General features: G+C 69.8%; 17 protein-coding genes. 5 read left to right on the top strand and 12 right to left on the bottom strand.

Annotated elements, in window-relative coordinates:
• Positions 1-18: 18 nt before the first annotated feature.
• The 5 genes from F8271_RS08710 to F8271_RS08690 form a co-directional block, all read right to left on the bottom strand.
• Positions 19-729, bottom strand: coding sequence for a demethylmenaquinone methyltransferase (locus tag F8271_RS08710; RefSeq protein ID WP_151489184.1), 711 nt, complete (start codon positions 727-729; stop codon positions 19-21).
• Between the two features lie 139 nt (positions 730-868).
• Positions 869-2,092 (bottom strand): LPXTG cell wall anchor domain-containing protein, encoded by a 1,224-nt coding sequence (locus tag F8271_RS08705; RefSeq protein ID WP_151489183.1) that lies wholly within the window; start codon positions 2,090-2,092, stop codon positions 869-871.
• Between the two features lie 412 nt (positions 2,093-2,504).
• A complete protein-coding gene (gene mqnC, locus F8271_RS08700) occupies positions 2,505-3,695 on the bottom strand; it encodes a cyclic dehypoxanthinyl futalosine synthase (protein WP_151489182.1) in 1,191 nt (396 codons plus the stop codon).
• Between the two features lie 200 nt (positions 3,696-3,895).
• Positions 3,896-4,099, bottom strand: a complete 204-nt coding sequence (locus F8271_RS08695) for a DUF397 domain-containing protein (protein WP_151489181.1) — start codon at positions 4,097-4,099, stop codon at positions 3,896-3,898.
• Positions 4,100-4,106: 7 nt separating this feature from the next.
• Positions 4,107-4,955, bottom strand: coding sequence for a helix-turn-helix transcriptional regulator (locus tag F8271_RS08690; protein ID WP_151489180.1), 849 nt, complete (start codon positions 4,953-4,955; stop codon positions 4,107-4,109).
• A 143-nt stretch (positions 4,956-5,098) separates the two neighbouring features.
• On the opposite strand from F8271_RS08690, the gene F8271_RS08685 reads away from it, so the two are divergent.
• The gene (locus tag F8271_RS08685) at positions 5,099-5,470 is read left to right on the top strand and encodes a hypothetical protein (protein WP_151489179.1); all 372 of its coding nucleotides are present in this window, start codon (positions 5,099-5,101) and stop codon (positions 5,468-5,470) included.
• A 43-nt stretch (positions 5,471-5,513) separates the two neighbouring features.
• Here the strand turns inward: F8271_RS08685 and paaE are convergent, their stop codons facing one another.
• Genes paaE through paaA form a run of 5 tightly spaced genes read right to left on the bottom strand, consistent with a single transcriptional unit; the run spans position 5,514 to position 9,231 of the window.
• Positions 5,514-6,623: a 1,2-phenylacetyl-CoA epoxidase subunit PaaE gene (gene paaE / locus F8271_RS08680; protein WP_151489178.1), complete on the bottom strand. Its 1,110-nt coding sequence runs from the start codon at positions 6,621-6,623 to the stop codon at positions 5,514-5,516.
• Positions 6,620-7,096 (bottom strand): 1,2-phenylacetyl-CoA epoxidase subunit PaaD, encoded by a 477-nt coding sequence (gene paaD / locus F8271_RS08675; protein WP_151489177.1) that lies wholly within the window; start codon positions 7,094-7,096, stop codon positions 6,620-6,622. Before paaD ends, paaE begins: the two co-directional genes overlap by 4 nt.
• The gene (paaC, locus tag F8271_RS08670) at positions 7,090-7,815 is read right to left on the bottom strand and encodes a 1,2-phenylacetyl-CoA epoxidase subunit PaaC (protein WP_151489176.1); all 726 of its coding nucleotides are present in this window, start codon (positions 7,813-7,815) and stop codon (positions 7,090-7,092) included. The genes paaD and paaC overlap by 7 nt, the downstream gene beginning before the upstream one ends.
• 55 nt (positions 7,816-7,870) lie before the next feature.
• Positions 7,871-8,155: a 1,2-phenylacetyl-CoA epoxidase subunit PaaB gene (gene paaB, locus F8271_RS08665; RefSeq protein WP_151489175.1), complete on the bottom strand. Its 285-nt coding sequence runs from the start codon at positions 8,153-8,155 to the stop codon at positions 7,871-7,873.
• Positions 8,152-9,231, bottom strand: a complete 1,080-nt coding sequence (gene paaA / locus F8271_RS08660; RefSeq protein ID WP_151489174.1) for a 1,2-phenylacetyl-CoA epoxidase subunit PaaA — start codon at positions 9,229-9,231, stop codon at positions 8,152-8,154. Before paaA ends, paaB begins: the two co-directional genes overlap by 4 nt.
• A gap of 372 nt (positions 9,232-9,603) precedes the next feature.
• Between paaA and F8271_RS08655 the strand changes: the two genes are divergently transcribed.
• Positions 9,604-10,581 carry a hypothetical protein gene (locus F8271_RS08655; RefSeq protein WP_151489173.1) on the top strand — a complete coding sequence of 326 codons (978 nt, stop codon included), beginning with the start codon at positions 9,604-9,606 and terminating at the stop codon, positions 10,579-10,581.
• On the top strand, positions 10,581-11,549 hold the full coding sequence (locus tag F8271_RS08650; RefSeq protein ID WP_151489172.1) for a serine hydrolase: 969 nt from the start codon (positions 10,581-10,583) through the stop codon (positions 11,547-11,549). Before F8271_RS08655 ends, F8271_RS08650 begins: the two co-directional genes overlap by 1 nt.
• A 77-nt stretch (positions 11,550-11,626) precedes the next feature.
• On the opposite strand, the gene F8271_RS08645 is transcribed toward F8271_RS08650, so the two are convergent.
• Both F8271_RS08645 and F8271_RS32265 read right to left on the bottom strand, forming a co-directional pair.
• Positions 11,627-12,478 (bottom strand): menaquinone biosynthetic enzyme MqnA/MqnD family protein, encoded by an 852-nt coding sequence (locus F8271_RS08645; RefSeq protein ID WP_151489171.1) that lies wholly within the window; start codon positions 12,476-12,478, stop codon positions 11,627-11,629.
• 56 nt (positions 12,479-12,534) lie between these two features.
• Complete coding sequence (locus F8271_RS32265; RefSeq protein ID WP_192580198.1) at positions 12,535-12,753, bottom strand: hypothetical protein; 219 nt, start codon at positions 12,751-12,753, stop codon at positions 12,535-12,537.
• A gap of 240 nt (positions 12,754-12,993) precedes the next feature.
• Between F8271_RS32265 and F8271_RS32260 the strand changes: the two genes are divergently transcribed.
• Both F8271_RS32260 and F8271_RS08635 read left to right on the top strand, forming a co-directional pair.
• Positions 12,994-13,350, top strand: a complete 357-nt coding sequence (locus F8271_RS32260; protein WP_192580197.1) for a transposase — start codon at positions 12,994-12,996, stop codon at positions 13,348-13,350.
• 301 nt (positions 13,351-13,651) lie between these two features.
• Entirely contained in the window at positions 13,652-14,185 is a 534-nt protein-coding gene (locus F8271_RS08635) for a hypothetical protein (RefSeq protein WP_151489169.1), read from the top strand.
• Positions 14,186-15,296: the final 1,111 nt, after the last annotated feature.

Below are 15,296 nucleotides of genomic sequence, written 5' to 3'. Positions count from 1 at the left end.
CCTGCGGTCAGCTCCGCGTTACTGGCGGATCCCCCGGTGCAGGGCGACCACACCACCGGTCAGGTTGCGCCACGCCACCCGACTCCAGCCGGCCGCGGCGACCCGCCCCGCGAGCGCCGCCTGGTCCGGCCAGGCCCGCACCGACTCGGCGAGATAGACGTACGCCTCGGGGTTGCTGGACACCGCCCGGGCGACCACCGGCAGGGAGCGCATCAGGTACGACAGGTACACCGTCCGGAAGGCCGGGTTGACCGGGGTGCTGAACTCGCACACCACCAGCCGCCCGCCCGGCCGGGTGACCCGGGCCAGCTCACGCAGGGCCGCGTCGGTGTCGTTGACGTTGCGCAGCGCGAACGAGATGGTCACCGCGTCGAAGCTGGCGTCGGCGAACGGCAGCCGCAGCGCGTCCCCGGCCAGCAGCGGCACCTGGGGCCGGACGCGCTTGCCCGCGTACAGCATGCCCAGCGACAGGTCGGCGCCCACCGCGTACGCCCCGGACTGGGCCAGCTCCTGGGTCGACACACCGGTGCCCGCACCCACGTCGAGCACCCGCTCGCCCGGTCGCAGCCCGAGCGCCGCCCGGGTGGACCGACGCCAGGATCGGTCCTGGCCGAAGGAGAGCACCGTGTTGGTCAGGTCGTACCGCTCGGCCACGCCGTCGAACATCGCGGCGACCTCGTGCGGCTGCTTGTCCAGGCTGGCTCGCTGGCCCTGCGGGGTACGGCTCACCCCTCCACTCTGCCAGCCACGCGCGGACCGCCGGCCGTCGGGTCCGCGTACCCCGGGCGGGTGCGCGACCGGCGCGGCCCGGTCGGAGACGCGAAAGGGCGGGGTGGTCGCCCACCCCGCCCTCGTGTCGCGACGACCGTCAGTCGGTCGACTTCTCGTCGCCCGGTGCGACCAGGACGACCTTGCGCCGGCGGGAGAGCACCAGCAGCGCCCCGCCCGCGAGCAGGATCAGACCGCCGATGCCGCCGATCAGGCCGGCCTGCACACCGGTCACCGGCAGACCGCCGCCACCACCGCCGGTGCCCGGCGAGGTGGTGACACCCGGCGTGGGCGTGCCGGTCGGAGTCGCCGTCGCCGTGGGCGTCGGGCTCGGCGTGGCCGCGGTCAGGTCGACGAACGCCTCGAAGGTGGTGTGGTTGTCCACCTCGTCGACCTCGGTGAAGGCCTTGCGCTGCGCCGAGCTGGCCACCTCGGGCTCCTCCTCGGGCTGCCCCTCGGCACCGTCCAGCCCGAATGCGAAGAGGTCACCCTCGTGCAGCACCGGCTCGGTGACGTTGTTGCCGACCTTCACCGTGACGTCCGCGGTGTAGTACTGCCCGGGCTTGACGACCGCGCCGGCGTCCTCGCAGAACAGCTGCTGCTTGCCCAGGAACACCTGCTCCAGGCAGCCCTGCGGCTTCTGCGCGAACGTCACGCCCACCGGCAGGGTCAGGCCGTAGAAGATGCCCGTCGCCTTGCGGCTGCCGTCGTTGTAGACCGCCCAGTCCAGCGGCACCGTCTCGCCCCGGCGTACCGGGCGCAGGTCGGGGTCGTCGCCCTGGACGCCGTTGACCAGAACGTTTGCCTGGACGTCCTGCACCCAGCTGGTCAGGTCGTAGCCGGCCTTGGCCACGGTGATGTCGTGCTCGACCGTGTCGACCGGCGTGGAGCCGGAGGTGGCCGAGCTGATGGAGACCACCAGCGTGCCGGCGTCTCCGCGACCACCGGTGGAGAACAGCGGGATGCCGAACTCCTCGCCGGTGCCGGCCGGCAGGTCGCCGAGCGGGCAGGTGAACGTCGTGCCCTTCATCTGGCAGCCGAGGGGCACCACGACGCCAACCTTGTTCTCCTTCAGCCTGCTGGTGTCCACGGTGTAGCTGACACCCGTGGCGGCAACCGTGCTCCGGCTGTTGTCGACCCGGAACTTGAACGGCTTGGCCTTGGCCGCCTTGACGCCCTTGGCGAGCTCGGTGCTGATCGGCACCAGGGCCAGATCGGCCTGGTCGGCGGCGTGCGCCGGGGCGGCCACGGCGGCCAGGCCACCGGTCGCCAACAGGGCCACGACACCGGCGCGGGCCAGGGCCGAGCGGTGGAACGCTGTCATCAGTCCCCCGGGGGTAGGGAAGAAAGAGTGGTTGCGGAACGAGCGGACGTTATCGGAGGTCGATCTCCCACGCCAGCGCGCAGGGCCGCTTTCATCCGTCCGGCCTGGACCGATGAGACGGTACGGGCGGGATGGTCACCCATCCCGCCCGTACCGCCGTGCGTTATATGAACGACCCTCACGGGCCGATGGAGGACAGCCCTCGACCAGGACCATCAGACCATCCGCCACCAGCACGGTCGCGCTGATTTCGCCGATCGGGTGGCGACGGATCCGAGCCGGGACGCTAGCCGCCGACGATCATCTCCACCAGCCCCGGACCGGACAGCCTGCCGCTGCGACGGCGCGGACCACCCGTACCGCCCACCACCGTCGGGCGGGAGCACGAGCCCCGGTCAGCCGAACGGCCGGGTCAGTTGACCTCGACCAGTGGCAGCGACCGGCCCGCCCCGCCGCCGGGCAGGGCGATCGAGGAGAAGTGCGAGACCACCCGCTCGTCGGTCGGATCGTCGGCCGGCGTGTGGTGCACGGCGAGCCGGTTGTAGAGGGTGTCCCGCTGCGCGGGGATCCGGTCCGCCGAGCGGATCATGCCGATCAGCTCGTGCAGGTTGGAGCGGTGCCGCGCGCCGGCCGAGGAGATGACGTTCTCCTCCAGCATGATCGAGCCCAGGTCGTCCACACCCATGTGCAGGGAGAGCTGCCCGACGTCCTTGCCGGTGGTCAGCCAGGACGCCTGGAGGTGCGGCACGGTCTCGAAGAAGAGCCGGGCCACCGCGACGAGGCGCAGGTATTCCAGGGTGGTCGCCTGGGTGCGGCCCTTGAGGTGGTTGTTCTCCGGCTGGTACGTCCACGGGATGAACGACCGGAAGCCACGGGTACGGTCCTGCACGTCACGGATCATGCGCAGGTGCTCGATCCGCTCGGCGTGCGTCTCGCCGGTGCCCATCATCATCGTGGCGGTCGACTCGATGCCCTGCCGGTGGGCCAGCTCCATGACCTCCAGCCAGCGCTCACCCGACTCCTTGAGCGGCGCGATGGCCTTGCGGGGCCGCTCCGGCAGCATCTCCGCGCCGGCGCCCGCGATCGAGTCCAGGCCGGCGGTCTTGATCCGGGCGATGGCCTCGTCCAGGCTCACCCCGGACACCTTGGCCATGTGCAGGATCTCGCTCGGGCCGATCGAGTGGATGACCAGCTGCGGGTACGCCTGCTTGACCGAGGAGAACAACTCCTCGTAGTACTCGACGCCGTAGTCCGGGTGGTGGCCGCCCTGGAGCATCACCTGGGTCGCGCCCAGCTCGACCGCCTCGCCGCAGCGGCGCAGGATCTCCTCGGTCGGGTGGGTCCACCCTTCCTTGTGCTTGGGCGCACGGTAGAAGGCGCAGAACTTGCACGCCGTCACGCAGACGTTCGTGTAGTTGATGTTGCGGTCGATCAGGTACGTGACGACGTTGTCCGGGTAGCGCCGGCGGCGCACCGCGTCCGCCGCCTCGCCCAGCGCGTGGAAGGGCGCCTCGGTGTAGAGCAGCAGGGCCTCCTCGGGCGTTATCCGCCCACCGTCCGCGCCGCGCTGCAGGATGTCGTCGATCTCCCGGCTCACCGTCACAACCCCGAGCCTACGTCGCCCGCTCAGCGGCCAGCACTCCGCTCTGCCTCCCGTGACGGCAACCCCAAGCGGCGCTCAGCGGCGGCGATCTGTCCAGCGGCGAGACCTTGGACAGTTTCCGTCAGCGCGGAACGGAAAGTGTCCAAGATCTGCGCGGATTTCCCTCCCGTTCGCGCCAACCCGTACGCCACCGCATGCCGTCACTCCGCCTGGCTCGGATGCCCCGTGCCTGCGACGAAACGGGCCCACGCTGCACGCTCGAAGGCCAGGACCGGGCCGGCCGGGTCCTTCGAGTCGCGTACGGCGATCGCATGAGTCAGCTCGGCGACCTCGACGCAGTTGGCGTTGGTGCCACTGCGGCTGGACTTGCGCCAGGTCGCGCCGGACAGCTCCGGAGTGATCATCAGGGGCTCACTCTCGCTCGTGCTCCGTTGCGACCCGCGCAACGAACTCCACCGAATCGACGGGGCTCAGCGCCACCTCGGCCAGCCTATCGGCCTCCCGCCGGAAGTGCGCCACCTGCGGCGGCTCCTCCAGGAACAGCCCGGTCAACTTGTGGTCCAGACAGACCACCGATCGGTTGCGGGGAAAGTCGAAGAGCGCGAACGCCCCGTCCAGCCCGGTGTGCCCACCGACCGCCAGCGGCACCACCTGCAAGGTCACGTTCGGCCGTGCCGCGGCCTCGATCAGGTGCCGAAGCTGACGGGCCATCACCCGGGGGCCGCCGAGCACCCGGCGCAACACCATCTCGTCGAGCAGCGCGTGCAGCGTCGGCGGCGTGGCCCGGCTCAGAATCGCTTGCCGGCCCAACCGGGCCGCCACCCGCCCCTGCGCTTCGTCATCCGGGATGCCCCCACTGCGCATCAACGCCTGGGTGTAGTCCGGAATCTGCAACAGGCCCGGCACCAGCAGCGGCTCCCAGTTCACGATGTCGGTCGCCTCCGACTCCAACCGGATCAGCGTCCGGGACTCGTCGGACAGCCCACCGATCGCCTCCCACCAACCGGACTCGGCCGACCGCTCGGCCATGCCGAGCAGTCGTTTGCGCTCGTCCCCGGTCACGCCATAGATCACCAGCAGCGACGCGACATCCGCTGCCTGGATGCCCTGGATGCCGGTCTCCATCCGGGACAATTTCGACGGCTGCCAGCCCAGCCGGGTGGCCACCCGACGCAGCGGCAACTTGCGCGCCTCCCGCAGCTCACGCAACTCGCCGCCGAGCCCACGACCAACGACGGTGGGTTGACTGGCCTTGGGCATCCCTGGTCCTCCGCGTCGGCTCCTGTCGCACCGTCACGCTGACGGCATGGACTCATCGCGTTGAGTATTGACTTGATCTCAGCAACCCGCAACCATCGCAAGCAACGTTGCTGAATCTCGTTCCCCACCCGCCGGAGGTTACGATGCCGATCTGGACTCAACAGCCCGCCTGGCTGCGACCGTACGATCCGGCCGATTCACCCGGGCCGATCCCGTCGGTGATCGCCCACTTCCGGCGACACGGACGGGAGGATGAGCCGACACCGACCGAGGCGCAGCGAGAGGCGAGCCGCTACACAGTGGTGCTGGTGCCACCCGAGGCCGCGGTAGCGCTGGGCGACAACCGCGGCGAGGTCGGCCTCCAACTGTTCCGCGACACCGACTGGGACCACTACCCGGCTCACCTCGACGAGGCGGTCACGCTGATCGAGGAGGCGTGCGGGGAGCGGGTCACCCTGGTCGAGCACCGCTCCGACCTCACCTACTGGACCGCACACGTCCGTCCCGAGAACTGAGGTGGCCTGCCGGTTCGGAACAGCAGAACTCGTCGCCGGTGAGTCAGGCGTCGTAGTCGACCGTGAGCTTGTCGGTGGTCGGGCTGGACTGGCAGGTCAGCACGTAGCCGGCGGCCAGCTCGTCGGGCTCCAGCGCGTAGTTGCGGGCCATGGTGACCGCGCCGTCGACGACCTTCGCCTTGCAGGTCGAGCAGACGCCGCCCTTGCAGGCGTACGGCAGCTCGCCCCGCACCTTCAGCGCGGCGTCCAGCACCCGCTCCTCGCGGCCCATCGCGAAGCTCGACGACCGGCCGTCCAACAGGATGGTGACCTCGGTGCCGGCGCCGGCCTGGTCGGCGGGGCGGCGCACCGGCTCCGGCGGCGCGTCGACGTGGAACAGCTCGGTGCGTACCGCCGACTCGGGCAGCCCACGCGCGGTCAGCACGTCCCGGACGTCGACCACCATGGCGTACGGGCCGCAGAGGAACCACTCCTCGATGGCGTCGCCCGGCACGATGGTCTCCAGCAGACGGCCCAGCCGCTGCGCGTCGATCCGACCGGAGAGCAGCGGCGACTCGCCCTGCTCGCGGGACAGCACGTGCACCAGGTGCAGCCGGGTCGGATGGCGGTCCTTCAGGTCGGCCAACTCCTCGGCGAACATCACCGTGTTCGCCGTGCGGTTGCCGTACACCAGGGTGAACGTGCTGGCCGGCTCGACGGCCAGGGCGGTCGCGACCAGCGCGAGCACCGGGGTGATGCCGGAGCCGGCGACGACCGCGCCGTAGTGCCGCACCCGGTCCGGCGCGAACGCCGTGGTGAAGGTGCCCAGCGGCGGCAGCACCTCGACCGTGTCGCCGCCGCGCAGCGCACCGCACGCGAACGCCGAGAAGGCGCCACCGGGAATCTCCCGCACCCCGATCCGCAACCGGCCGTGCCGGGCCAGGTCGTCGGGGGTGGAGCAGATCGAGTACGACCGGCGCACGTCCGTGCCGTCCTCGGCGACTCGCCGCACGGTGAGGTGCTGACCCGCGCGGAACGCGAAAGTCTCCCGCAGATCCTCGGGTACGGCGAAGGTGACAGCCACCGAGTCGTCGGTGAGGCGGTCGACGGCGGAGACCGGCAGCGGGTGGAAGACCGGCCGACGGCGGACCGGACGGGTGATGGTGACAGTCACAGCGCCTTCAGGTGGTCGAAGGGTTCGGCGCAGGAGCGGCAGCGCCACAACGCCTTGCAGGCGGTCGAGCCGAAGCGGCTGACCTGCTCGGTCTCCGGTGAGCCGCACTGCGGGCAGCGGACCGCGAGGGTCAACGACACCACGCCGGCGGTGGGCACCGGGGCCGGCGGGGCGATCCCGGCGGCGGCGAGCTTGGCCCGGCCGCCCGCGGAGATCCAGTCGGTGCTCCACGGTGGGCTGTAGACGGTCCGGACCTCCGCGTCCGGGTGCCCGGCCACCGCGAGCGCGCGGCGGATGTCCGCCCGGATCACGTCCATCGCCGGGCAGCCGGTGTAGGTCGGGGTGATGGTGACGGTGACCCGGCCACTGGCCGGATCCTCCTCGACCGCGCGCAGGATGCCCAGCTCGTCGATGGTGATCACCCGGATCTCCGGGTCCACCACCGACGCGGCCGCGTCCCTGGGGTTCACCACCGCGCCCCGGGGTGCGCGCGGTGCAGCACCTGCATCTCGGCGAGCAGGTAGGACAGGTGCTCGGTGTGCACGCCGTCGCGCCCGCCGGCCGGCGCCCAGGCACCCTCGGGGCGGGTGAGCGTCGCCTCGGCCAGCACCGCGCCGACCGTCTCGTCGAACGCCGGCCGCAGGGTGGACGGGTCGACCGGCGCCGCCGGGTCCGCGCCGAACAGCTCGTGCGTGTACGGCCACACCTCGTCGACGGCCGACTGCATCCGGCGGTGCGACTCCTCGGTGCCGTCACCGAGCCGCTTCACCCACAACGCGCCGTGGTCCAGGTGGTACGCAGACTCCTTGCGGGCCTTCGCGCCGATCGCGGCCAGCCGCTCGTCGGCACAGCCGGCCAGCGCCGTGTAGAGCGGCACCTGGTACGCCGCCAGGAAGAACAGCTTCGCCACCGTCACCGCGAAGTCGCCGTTGGGCAGCTCGACCAGGAGGGCGTTGCGGAACTCGCGGTCGTCACGCAGGTACGCCAGCGCGTCCTCGTCACGGCCGGCGGCCTCCAGCTCCCCCGCGTACGACAGCAGCAGCCGGGCCGCGCCGAGCTGGTCGAGGGCGATGTTGGCGAGCGCGATGTCCTCTTCCATCTCCGGCGCGCGGGTCGTCCACTCGGCCAGTCGCTGCGCCGCGATCAGCGCGTCGTCACCGAGGCCGAGGGTGAAGTCGAAGGGCCCGTTCACGCCGCCACCTCGCCGCGCTCGGCGGCCGCGCGGCTGAGCTGACTGGTTCGCTCGCTCACAGGTGTGCCACCCCGTCCGGCACCTCGTAGAAGGTGGGGTGGCGGTAGACCTTGTCGGCCGCCGGGTCGAAGAAGGCGTCCTTCTCGTCGGGGCTGGTTGCGGTGATCGCGGCGGCCGGCACCACCCAGATCGACACGCCCTCCTGCCGGCGGGTGTAGAGGTCCCGGGCGTTGTGCAGCGCCAACTCGGCGTCCGGGGCGTGCAGGCTGCCGACGTGGGTGTGCGACAGCCCACGCCGGGCCCGCACGAACACCTCCCACAGCGGGGTCTGTTCCGTCATGCCGCCACCTTCTCCCTGTTCTCCGCCCGCTTGGCGGCGTACGCCGCGGCGGCCTCACGCACCCAGGCGCCGTCGGCGTGGGCGGCCCGCCGGTGAGCCATCCGCTCCCGGTTACACGGCCCGTTGCCGGAGATCACCCGCATGAGTTCGTCGTAGTCCGGCTGGCTGTAGTCGTACGCCTGCCGTTCCTCGTTCCAGCGCAGGTCGTCGTCGGGGATGCGTAGCCCGAGGACCTCGGCCTGCCCGACGCACATGTCGACGAAACGCTGGCGCAGGTCGTCGTTCGAGAAACGCTTGATCTTCCAGGCCATCGACTGGGCGGAGTGCGTGGAGTCGCCGTCGGGCGGGCCGAACATGGCCAGCGACGGGTACCACCAGCGGTCCACCGCGTCCTGGGCCATGGCCCGCTGCGCCGGCGTGCCGTGGGCCAGGGTGTGCAGGATCTCGTAGCCCTGGCGCTGGTGGAACGACTCCTCCTTGCAGACCCGGATCATCGCTCGCGCGTACGGGCCGTAGGAGCAGCGGCACAGCGGCACCTGGTTGACGATCGCCGCGCCGTCCACCAGCCACCCGATCGCGCCCACGTCGGCCCAGCTCAGGGTGGGGTAGTTGAAGATCGAGCTGTACTTCTGCCGCCCGTCGAGAAGTAACTGGACCAGCTCGTCGCGGCTGATCCCGAGAGTCTCGGCGGCGGCGTAGAGGTAGAGCCCGTGGCCGGCCTCGTCCTGCACCTTGGCCAGCAGGATCGCCTTGCGCTTGAGCGACGGCGCCCGGCTGATCCAGTTGCCCTCCGGCTGCATGCCGATGATCTCGGAGTGGGCGTGCTGGGCGATCTGGCGGATCAGCGTCCGGCGGTACGCGTCGGGCATCCAGTCGCGCGGCTCGATCTTCTGCTCGGAGCCGACGACGTCGGCGAAGTATGCCGCCAGGTCCTCGTCCGGCGCGGGTCCGCCGCGTCGCTCGCGTGCGGCGGCCGCGCGCAGCTCCGCCTCGGCCGCCTCGACCTCACCCAGCAGACCGCCGCCGGGAATGTCGTCCGAGGCGTCCGTCGGTGCGGAGAAGTCGTTGCCATACATGAGGACAAGTGTTACAGCTTGCGCCCTGATGCACCAGGGGGTGTAACAGAAAACCCGTGTCACCTTCGGCCACCTTTAGGCGGTTGTTCCTCACGTTGCGCGACCGCGTCGGCTGTGAGGTAGCTCACGATACAAAGATGAACCCGCCCAGAAGCCGCATACCATCTCGATATTCCGTCTTCATCGCAAGTTGCCAGGTGTCGAGTTCTGGCGAGTCGCCAGTCCGGACGTAGACTTCTGCTGGTCACACGATCGGCTGCCCAGAATCGCCGTCTCCACAGAGGCCACCTCCCCCGGCCTCGGCGATCGCACCGGTCGCCCCGGACAACAAAGCCGGTCCCCCGGCCCTGACATCTGGAGCTCACCCACATCATGCGATCCCGCGTGACCACGGTGCTCGCCGTCGCGGCGACCCTGCTCGGTGGCGTCCTGCTGGTTCCCGCCGCGTACGCCCGACTGGCCGACGACACCAGCAGCGGAGGCGGAGGCGGCGGTGCCGCCTCGACCGTCCCCGCGCCCACCCGGCCACCGCCAACCCTGTCGGCGGGCCCGGTGTCGGTGAGCTTCCAGGGCGAATTCTTCTCGTGGGCGCTGATGGACCGGAAGACCGGCAAGATCTCCGGGTCGTCGAACATGACCTCGACCAGCTCCACCGAGTCGATGATCAAGGCGTGGATCGTCTCCGACTACCTGCGGCAGCTCGGAGACAGGGAGCCTCCCGCAGCGCTCAAGGAGGCGGCGCGGCTCGCCATCATCGACAGCGACGACGTCGCGGCCAACAAGATCCACGCCGCCGCGGGCGGCTCGTACAAACCCTCGACGAGCAGCACGCCCGACGCGGTGATCCAGCGGGCGATCACGATCTGCGGGCTGACCGACACCAAGCGTGGCAACGTCGCTCCGTACACCGGGTACTGGAGCTTCACCCGGATGTCACCGCGCGACGCGGTCCGGCTCGGCGACTGCATCGCCGACGGCAAGGCCGCCGGCCCGAAGTGGACGAAGTGGGTGCTCGACCAGATGAGCGAGGTACGCGGCAGCGTCAAGGAGCAGAAGAAGACGTCCGGTGGTGGCCGCTGGGGGATCATCGACGGCCTGCCCAAGTCGATCACCGCTCAGGGGCCGGTCAGCATCAAGAACGGGTGGACCCCGATCGCGTACGACAGCAACTGGCACGTCAACTGCCTGGCCGTCAACGGAAAGTGGAGCCTCGCGGTGATGGTGCGCTACCCGCTCCGGAGCGGACTGAACTACGGTGCCCAGGTCTGTTCCAGCGTGGCCACCCAGTTGGTCACCCCGCAGCCGGGCGCCGCGCTCAAGGTCCCGCAGCAGCCGGTCGGGAAGCTTTGATGGCGGGCAGCCGTCGGGCGGACCGACGCGGCGACGGCGAGACGTCGTCCCCCCTACGGCTGGTGGCCATCGCGGTCATCCTGATCGGGCTCGCGCTGGTGTCGCTGCGGCTGCTGCCCGGGTCGCCCTTCGAGTCGTCCGCCGCGGCCAAGTGGGGTCACTCCGGCACGGTCAGCGACCGATCCACCGGTACGGCCACCGACCGCAGCGCCCGCAAGCCGGCCTCGCCGCCGCCGAGCCCCAGCCCCAGCCCGTCACTGGAACCGCTGCCGTTCGTGGCCAAGGACCTCAACCTCAACATCAAGGGCTGGTACTCCTGGAGCGTGCTGGACCGACGCACCGGGAAGATCATCGGTTCCAAGAACATGGGCGAGACCAACACCACCGCCTCGATGATCAAGTCTTGGATCGTCGCCGACTACCTGCGCCGCGCGGCCGACGCCGGCCAGACCCCGAGCGACGCGAAGCTCGCCGACGCCACCCGGATCATCCGGGACAGCGACAACACCCGGGCCGAGCAGTTCTACGACACGGTGGGCCGGGCAGCCTCGATCAAGCGGCTGATCTCCATGTGCAAGCTCACCGACAGCAGCGTCGCACCCGACGGCGGTTGGAGCCGCACGGCGCTCTCCCCACGGGACACCGCCCGCCTGGGCAACTGCATCGCCACCGGCACCGCCGCCGGGCCGAAGTGGACCACGTGGCTGCTCAACGAGATGAAACTGGTCCGTGGCGCCGGTGACTTCGGCATCCGCAAGGCGTTCCCGGCCGCCGAACAGAAGCAGATCGCCATCAAGAACGGGTGGATCGACCGGACCAAGGAGCAGGAGACGCACGTCAACTGCCTGGCCATCGGCGACACCTGGACGATGGGCGTGATGGTCAGGTACCCGATCGGCATGGGCTACGACTACGGCATGCAGAACTGCGAGAAGATCACCGAGGCGCTGCTCCGGCCCGGCGTCTGACGCCCGGCGTCTGGGACCCGGCGTCTGGGACCCGGCGCAGCGCGGCCCGCCGCACGAGCGGGCCGCAGGCCGGCGGCTCAGCCGGCGAAGAACTCGGGGCCGCCGTCGGGCAACGCCGGCGTCTCGCCGATCACGGCGGCGCGGCGGGCGAACTCCCGCAGCCCGGCGACCTGCCGGTCACCGAGGGAGAAGTCCAGCGTCCGGAAGTACGTGGCCAGCGTCGCGGCGTCGAACGTCTCCCACCGGGCCGCCGCCTCGGCGACCTGATCCAGCTCGGCCAGGCAGAGGTCACGCGAGCGCAGGAACGCCTCGTGCACCTCCTTGACCAGGCCCGGGTGGGCGGTGGCGAAGTCTCGGCGTACCGCCCAGACGGCGAAGACCATCGGCAGCCCGGTCCACTCCCGCCAGGCCTGCCCGAGGTCGGTGACGGTCAGGCCCAGCTGCGGTGCCTCGTACAGCGCCCGCAACGCCACGTCCCCGATCAGCACGCCGGCGTCGGCCTCCAGCATCATCTGGGTCAGGTCCGGCGGGCAGCGGAAGTAGTCGGGCCGCACACCGTACTGGTCGGCGAGTAGCAGCTGGGCCAGCAGCACCCCGGTACGCGAGGTCGAACCGAGCGCCACCCGGGCGCCGTCCAGCTCGCCCAGCGGCTTCGTGGACACGATGTTGACCGAGAGCACCGGCCCGTCGCTGCCCACCGCCAGGTCCGGCAGGAGCAGCAACTCGTCGGCGTGCTTCAGATACTCCACGAAGGTGATCGGGCCGATGTCCAGATCACCGGCGACGAGCGCGGCACTCAACCGGTCCGGCGAGTCCTTGTGCAGATCCACGTCGAGCAGGGCACCCGAGCGCATCAGACCCCAGTAGATCGGCAGGCAGTTCAGGAACTGGATGTGCCCGACCCGCGGGCGTGCGATGCGCTCAGCCATGCCCCGACCGTATCCCCGGCGTCCGGCTCGGGCTCGGCGGGCCGACGCGAAGTGGCTCATCCCGCATCCGCACCAGCGGGGTCCAGCGACGGCCGCCGCACGGCCCGGGTGACCATCGGCACGAACGCCAGCACCACCAGAAGCCCGGCCGCACCGGTTCCGGCGATCAGCGGCCGGGGCGACACGGCCGCGAGCAGCGCCCCACCGACCAGGAACCCGGCCATCGAGCCACCCTGCACGGCGGCCCCGTAACTGGCGTACGCACGGGCGCGCATCGCCTCCGGCACCCGACGGGCGGTGAGCAGGTTCGCGAAGACGGGCCTTCAGGTCACCGAGATCACCGACCTGCTCCGCGAGCGGCTGACCGGCCTGAAACGGCCGAAAGCGATGCGGGTCATCGTGCGCCGGCGCAAGCTGTTCGACCACGAACAAGCCACCCTGTTCGACACCTGCGCGGCTACCGGTACTCGGCGTTCGTCACCAACACCGGCGCCCACGGCCCGGACGGCCTGTCCGTGCAGCGCGCCGACACCCGTCACCGCGTACACGCCCGCGTCGACGACGACGTACGCACCACCAAGGACACCGGCCTCGGGCATCTGCCGTCCAAACAATGGCAGGTCAACAAGGCCTGCTGCGCCGCCGTCACCATCGCCGTGGACCTCACCGCGTGGATGCGCCTCTACGCGCTGACCAGCGCCCTGGCCAAGGCCGAGCCCAAAACACTGCGTTACCAGATCTTCCAGACCCCCGCACGCTTGGTCCAAGCCCGCCGCTACCGGGGGCTACGCCTACCCCGAACCTGGCCCTGGGCCACCGACCTGGCCACCGCGATCGAGATCATCCGCCGAATGCCCATGCCCGCCACCTGAGCGAGCACCCACACCACCGCCCCAACGACCAGGAGGAACCCCAGGAGACCACGCCACCGGCGCGACAGCCGGCCCACAACCACACCCAACAGAGCCGATACATCCACCATCAACGATGCAAGCTCGCTGGTCATCGATCGACGCCAGACCCACGAAGAATCAGGGTTGAACCTTAAGCTCGCGGTGTCCGTTGTATCCAGTGGCTCCCTGTGGGGCCGCGGAACCTGCGCCAGCGATGGGAGTAGCTATGGGAAAGCCGACTGTCGAAACGCTCCATAGGATGGCTTTGGAGGAGCTAAACATGCCACTCTATGCCGATGACGACCTGCCAAAAAGTCTGCGGGGGAGTGATACCGGGTTGCAGAAGTTTTGGAACGAGTGGGAAGATCAGGCCCGCGATTATCCGCATGTGCCGTGGGGAGAGCGTACGGCGATAATTGCCGATAGGGCCGACCATGAAGCGTCGGAACGAATAAAGGCAGGGACTGCGCGCTATGGCGATCATGAGCAAGAGAAGTCATTGTTGGTTTCGGTGGCTATAAAAGCTCATCACTTCGGCGCCCGTATCCTACACTTCGGGTCGAGGAAGGCTGCCCTGAAATCGAAATTGGAGGATTTTGTAAGCTCGCAGACCCGGGCCGAGGCAAGATCCCAAATTTTCCTCCCCCGTTCCGACGCCGCCCAGCGTGCCGTCGCCGCTGCAACTAATTCTTTCAACGGCCTGCCGTTATCGGCGGCGAGGGGAAGCTCCGGGGTGCCTGGCATCGTGCGCCCGGGAACAGCTGCCTGGGCTTTCGCTTTTGGTGATCCTGCTCGCGGGTTACATCCAAGGTAACCATTTGCTCGTTTCGCGGCATGCCAGCCGGTCCGGTGTTCTGCGTGGTGGGGTGGTTTCGGCTGGTGGGTGAGTCTGGTCAGTCGTCGGGTTTCGGGGACGGTCAGGGGGATCTGGCCGGGGCCTACTGGCGGGGCCTGGTCGGGGGGTGATCGCGCCGTAGAGGCGGGCCTGGCACTGGTCGAGGCTGAACTCGTCCTTGCCGAACTCGAAGTCCTCCTCGACTGACCAGCGTAGTCCGGCGGCGCGGATCAGCCGGGTCATGGCTCTTCGGCTGCCCGTCGGGTTGGTAGCAGTAGTGAAACGCCAGCTCGCCGGTGCGTCGGTGGCGGCGGACCAGCAGGTCAACCGCACACCGGCACCGAGGTCCAGCAGGAACGTGGAGGCCACCCGCAGCACGTACGCTCGCTGCTGGTGTTCGAAGAACTCCCGCAGCTACGTGCAGGCGCCGTACACCTCGTCCCCGCACACGACGTCGAAGCCGACGGGCGAGTCGGGCCGCGAACCAGGCGCCGGGCAGCATGCCGGCCGACCACGCCGCGCTGACCAGTCCGAACGTGGTGGCCGAGCCACCCAGCGTCTCCCGAATGAAGAAGACCTCGATCACGTTGACGCCGCCGGGGGTGGATCCTGGCGTGGTGATCCGGTCGGTTTCGATGAGGGTGCCGTCGAGCAGGGGGTAGTCGTAGCCGGCAGCCTTCGCGGGCCAGCAGTGCGCCGTGCAGGCGGGGAGCTTGGGCGGCCCTGCAGGCCCAACGGACCGGGATCGCCACGACGGGGCTGCAGCTGGGGCTGATCTGCGCAAACGGACTACGCAATGGCCCTGGTCCGGAATGTGCCTGCCCCAGGTGGAGTGGTTGAACCTCAAGCTCGCGATGTCCGTTGTATCCAGTGGTTCCCTATGGGGCCACGGAACCTGCGCCAGCGATGGCCTCCGCTATTCAGAGTAGATAGCGGGTATCGAGGGTGATCAAGGAAAGGTGCACCCGACCTGCAAGGATGTGGTTGTCTACGCCATGTCCTTTGTAGAAGCGGGTGCACCTTTCTGGTGAGCAAGTCTATCGGGTGGGATGACCGGCTGTCGGTGACGGCCACAGATAAGAACCTCGTC

The organism is Micromonospora sp. ALFpr18c, from assembly GCF_008868155.1.
In the GTDB taxonomy this organism is placed as follows: domain Bacteria; phylum Actinomycetota; class Actinomycetes; order Mycobacteriales; family Micromonosporaceae; genus Micromonospora.
Note: the sequence above shows the minus strand (reverse complement) of the source record. Positions and strands in the feature narration are given on the sequence as shown.

Coding starts and splice junctions, on each gene's coding strand:
- F8271_RS08705 (WP_151489183.1), bottom strand. CDS start 2,092: ATGACAGCGTTCCACCGCTCGGCCCTGGCCCGCGCCGGTGTCGTGGCC.
- F8271_RS08695 (WP_151489181.1), bottom strand. CDS start 4,099: ATGATCACTCCGGAGCTGTCCGGCGCGACCTGGCGCAAGTCCAGCCGC.
- F8271_RS08690 (WP_151489180.1), bottom strand. CDS start 4,955: ATGCCCAAGGCCAGTCAACCCACCGTCGTTGGTCGTGGGCTCGGCGGC.
- F8271_RS08685 (WP_151489179.1), top strand. CDS start 5,099: ATGCCGATCTGGACTCAACAGCCCGCCTGGCTGCGACCGTACGATCCG.
- paaB (WP_151489175.1), bottom strand. CDS start 8,155: ATGACGGAACAGACCCCGCTGTGGGAGGTGTTCGTGCGGGCCCGGCGT.
- paaA (WP_151489174.1), bottom strand. CDS start 9,231: ATGTATGGCAACGACTTCTCCGCACCGACGGACGCCTCGGACGACATT.
- F8271_RS08655 (WP_151489173.1), top strand. CDS start 9,604: ATGCGATCCCGCGTGACCACGGTGCTCGCCGTCGCGGCGACCCTGCTC.
- F8271_RS08650 (WP_151489172.1), top strand. CDS start 10,581: ATGGCGGGCAGCCGTCGGGCGGACCGACGCGGCGACGGCGAGACGTCG.
- F8271_RS08645 (WP_151489171.1), bottom strand. CDS start 12,478: ATGGCTGAGCGCATCGCACGCCCGCGGGTCGGGCACATCCAGTTCCTG.
- F8271_RS32265 (WP_192580198.1), bottom strand. CDS start 12,753: ATGCGCGCCCGTGCGTACGCCAGTTACGGGGCCGCCGTGCAGGGTGGC.
- F8271_RS08635 (WP_151489169.1), top strand. CDS start 13,652: ATGCCACTCTATGCCGATGACGACCTGCCAAAAAGTCTGCGGGGGAGT.